This is a genomic window from Vibrio sp. V42_P2S4T144, from assembly GCF_009904715.1.
In the GTDB taxonomy this organism is placed as follows: domain Bacteria; phylum Pseudomonadota; class Gammaproteobacteria; order Enterobacterales; family Vibrionaceae; genus Vibrio; species Vibrio alginolyticus.
Genome location: NZ_WXWS01000024.1, coordinates 1 through 4,301, shown reverse-complemented (window position 1 = coordinate 4,301; position 4,301 = coordinate 1). Strand labels below are relative to the sequence as shown.

Here is a 4,301-nt window from a genome sequence, read left to right as displayed (position 1 = left end):
GTATAGGGAGTTGAGAAATTAGTACAAGCGTTTTTTGCAAAAAAACTTTCAACCGAACAAATAGCAATCACTTTGTGTATATACCAAGCGATCTTGGCTATTTTCTCTCATTTAAAAGGATCTTTCCTCAAGAAAAAGGGCGTTTCTACCTGAATTACGATCTTCAAATTTGATGCAATTGAAGCAAATGATCTTCACTCAACGCGCTTTTTCTCTTCGTCCTGCTGTATAAAAGATAAAAAAAGAGCAGAACGATGACGAACTGCTCTTTGGTCTTTGCTTTTTACTTGGGGTACTTCAGGTGAAGTCTTGGAAATTGCTTCTTCTATATAGAAGAAAAGATCAGAGCATCCTTGCCCTTCTCTTTTACGACAGATTAGCTAGGGGTATATCTAAATGTCGTGGTTGTTCGATGACACATTGAGCTCGTAAGAGTGGAGCATGCTTGCATTCCCAATGGCGTCATCTTCGAGAGGAACTTAGTTCTTCAATACTTTTACGGTGTAGCTACCATCTTTTTGTTGGTACAGACCGTGGATGTCGGTTTCGAAACCAGGGTAATGCGCACCGATCTCACAAAGCATCTCTAGGAAGTCCAGCACTGGGCGAGACTCTTGAGTCACCATTTCACCAGGAAGTACTAGTGGCACACCTGGAGGGTAAGGAAGGATCATGTTCGCACTTACGCGACCAACCATTTCTTCCAGTTTAATTTCTTCTACGTTACCGCGAAGCTCTTCTTGCCATGCTGCGTGTGGTGTTACTTTCATTTCTGGAAGAACATCGAACGCTTTATACATTAGCTCTGGTAGGTTGTATTTCTTAGTTAGGTCGTGAATTGCTTGTGCTAGTTCTTGAACGCGCATGCCTTCATAGAAGCTTGGGTCTTCGTTGTATAGTGAAGGTAGGAAGCTCTTGATGGTTAGGTTCAAGTCGTAGCCACGTTTAAATTCAGTTAGGCCGCGTAGCAATTGCATTGCTTTTGATTTGTCGATACCGATTGAGAATAGGAACAACAAGTTGTATGGACCTGTTTTCTCTACCACGATGCCGCGCTCGTCTAGGAATTTAGCCACCAGCGAAGCAGGAATACCTGATTCCTCTAATTCGCCTTCTTTATTCATCCCTGGAGTCAATAGCGTTACTTTGATTGGGTCAAGATACATGTGGTTGTCATCCATGTTCTTGAAGCCGTGCCATGTATCGCTAGGGTCTAGTTTCCAACATTCTGTGGTATCGATGTTTTCTGGTTGCCATACATCGAAGAACCAGCTGTCGCTTTCTGCTTCTAGACGTTTGATCTCTTTACGGAAGCGGATTGCGCGATCGATAGAGTCTTGCATTAACTTCTTACCAGTGTTGCCGCGCATCATTGCCGCTGCAGTTTCAGTAGAAGCAACAATGCCGTACTGAGGTGAAGTTGAAGTGTGCATCATGAATGCTTCGTTGAAAGATTCTTTATCAAAGTCACCTTTCACGTGAATCATTGAAGCTTGTGAGAACGCTGCCAACAGTTTGTGTGTTGATTGTGTTTCGTAGAACACTTTGCCTGGCATCGCTTCACCACTCATACCACATTTACCTTCGTAAATTGGGTTGAAGTTAGTGTAAGGCACCCAAGCACTGTCGAAGTGAATGTGTTTACAATCTAGCGACTCTTTGATGAATTGTGTGTTGTACAGCAAGCCATCGTAAGTTGAGTTAGTCACTACTGCGTAAGTTGGTGCTGTTGCACCTGGTGTTTTCGCCACTTTCTCTGCAATGACATCGCGGCTGAATTCGCTTTGTGGAATACCACCAAGGATACCGTATGCGTTACGAGTTGGGCGGAAGTAGATTGGTGTCACGTCGCTCATCATCATTAGGTGAGTCAGAGATTTGTGACAGTTACGGTCAATCAGTACTGTGCTGCCCGCAGGTGCTGAGTACATGCCAACGATTTTGTTCGATGTAGACGTACCGTTAGTTACGATGTACGAGCTGTCTGCATTAAATGTACGTGCGATGTATTCTTCTGCATCTTTATGTGGACCTGAGTGGTCTAGTAGAGAACCTAGCTCAGGCATTGAGATTGATACGTCCGCTTTAAATGTGTTTGGACCGTAAAAATCGTAGAAGATGCTACCAGCAGGGCTTTTCTGGAATGCAGTACCGCCCATGTGACCTGGAGTACAGAAGGTGTATTTACCTTCTTCTACGTATTTGAATAGCGCTTTAGTGAATGGAGGCATGATGGCATCTTTGTATGCCTCAGTCGCTTGGTTGATTTTGATAGCGATGTCGTCAGCCATACCTAAAGCGTACTCGAAGAAGCTCACGTTTAGACGTAGGTCTGTTAGTGAAATGTCTAGAGTAGACTGTTCGTTAGCAAATGCGTGAACAGGCAGTTTTTCGTTGATTTGGCTGATACGTTCACATAGCTCTAGTGAGTATTTATCCCAGTCGAACAACACACCGCAAATGCGAGGGTTCATCTCAATCATTTTGATCAAGTCTTTATCATCTACTGGGTAAACCACTTCGTAGCCCGCTTTCTCAAGAGCAGCGTGAAGTTGACGAACTGGCTCTTCTTTAAAGAACACACCCATGTGGTTCAAGATAGCGAATATATTCATTTGGACATCTCCAAGGCGAATGAGGGCGCTCTTTGCCATTTACAGGCAATGAGTAAGGTGAGCGCCGCGTGAATTTGGGTGTTATAGGCTGGCACCTTAGTGGCAGCGTTTTGGGGATTAGTTGCTTGCTTGGGCAGGCATGTCGTCAGCGTGCATTTTCACGTACTGAGCAAGACCTGCTTTTTTGCTGTAGAACATCAAGATAACTAGAGACACGATGAAGGTTGCTGTTAGCGTACCGCCCTCTGCACCTGCTAGTGCGATGAAGCAGAACAGACAAGCCACACCAGAGAACAGCATTACGAAGCCGTTGCGTGTTGTCATACCTTCGAAGCGAATCAAGTTAATGCTTGAGTAGAAGTAAGGCAGCATTGTTAGTAGAACCGCGTCAGTTGTTAGCTGGTTGAATAGGTCTGATGCGTGTGCTGTTTTAGAGCTGAAGAACATCAGTACAACCATCAGCGCAGTCATCTTGATTGACGCAAGGATTAGACCTTTCTTAGGCACACCGTTTTTGTCAGTTTCGCCGTAGATTTTAGGGAAGTTGCCGTCGTTTGCTGCGCGTTTACCTGCTTCACCTACTAGCATCATCCAAGAACCTAGCGAAGTGAAACATGCTAGCGCTGTGAATGCTGATACGAATGGTGCTGTCCAGCTACCGAATAGCTCAGTGGTTGCTAGTGCAAATGGCGCACCTGATGCCGCAACTTCTGACGCTGGGAACATACCGCTGATCATTTGAGTTGATAGGATGTAAATCACACCTGCGATACCAGTACCCAACATAGTTGCTAGAGGTACAGTACGTTTAGGGTTTTCTACCATACCAGTCGATACCGCTGCTGATTCCACACCTACGAATGACCATAGACAGATAAGAACCGCTGTTACTACCGCGTGGCTGTCAGTGCCTGCTGATACGTTCCAGTTTTGGCTGTAAAGCGCAGTATCGAAGTGCGTCCAACCAAATGCAGCTGTACCAACAACTGGGATAAGGATAAGAACTAGACCAAGCGTACATAGACGGCTTACCCAGCTACCACCAAGTAGGTTGACGAAAGTGAAGATCCATACCGATGCAATCGTCGCAATACCTGCTGGGATTGGGTTATTAAGCACAGGGAAGAATACTGAAAGGTAAGAAACACCTGTAATGGCAATAGCCAGGTTACCAATCCAGTTCGCGTGGTAATAAAGAACGCCCGTTTGGAAACCAAATACCGGAGACACTTCGCCAGCATAAGCGATTGGACCACCTTCTTGTGGGTTTTTGGTTGCCAGACGAGCGTAAACAAACGCCAGACTCAGTGCACCGACCAAACAGATCAGCCAACTGAAGATTGAAACAGAGCCTACAGAGGCAAGACTAGAAGGTAATAGTGCGATACCACTACCCATCATGTTACCGGCTACGACACCCGTACAGGCAATAAGGCCGATTTTTTTCGCATTCGATGACATAACATCTCCAAATCTATTCTACTCGAGTCAACATGACTCAAACTGAATGGTTATTAGCGAGATGCTATGAGGAAGAACCTGCTCGACCTCGCTAAATTTCGAAGTGAAGACTACGCCCAAAAACTGAGAAAAAAATAAACTTGGGGTTATCAATAAAATGATTAGTTCATCAACATCAAGTTGAGATAAACATGATAAACACAAAAACATAAAACTATATTATTC

At 44.7% G+C, this 4,301-nt stretch carries 2 protein-coding genes; both read right to left on the bottom strand.

Features of this window, described 5'->3' with window-relative positions; genetic code table 11:
- Positions 1-479: 479 nt before the first annotated feature.
- Positions 480-2,615: a lysine decarboxylase CadA gene (locus CAG68_RS00680; protein WP_005451159.1), complete on the bottom strand. Its 2,136-nt coding sequence runs from the start codon at positions 2,613-2,615 to the stop codon at positions 480-482.
- A 117-nt stretch (positions 2,616-2,732) separates the two neighbouring features.
- On the bottom strand, positions 2,733-4,076 hold the full coding sequence (cadB, locus tag CAG68_RS00675) for a cadaverine/lysine antiporter (protein ID WP_005434864.1): 1,344 nt from the start codon (positions 4,074-4,076) through the stop codon (positions 2,733-2,735).
- Positions 4,077-4,301 lie beyond the last annotated feature (225 nt).

What these genes read in the sequence shown, in the direction of transcription:
- CAG68_RS00680 (WP_005451159.1), bottom strand. Translation starts at nt 2,615, where the DNA reads ATGAATATATTCGCTATCTTGAACCACATGGGTGTGTTCTTTAAAGAA.
- cadB (WP_005434864.1), bottom strand. Translation starts at nt 4,076, where the DNA reads ATGTCATCGAATGCGAAAAAAATCGGCCTTATTGCCTGTACGGGTGTC.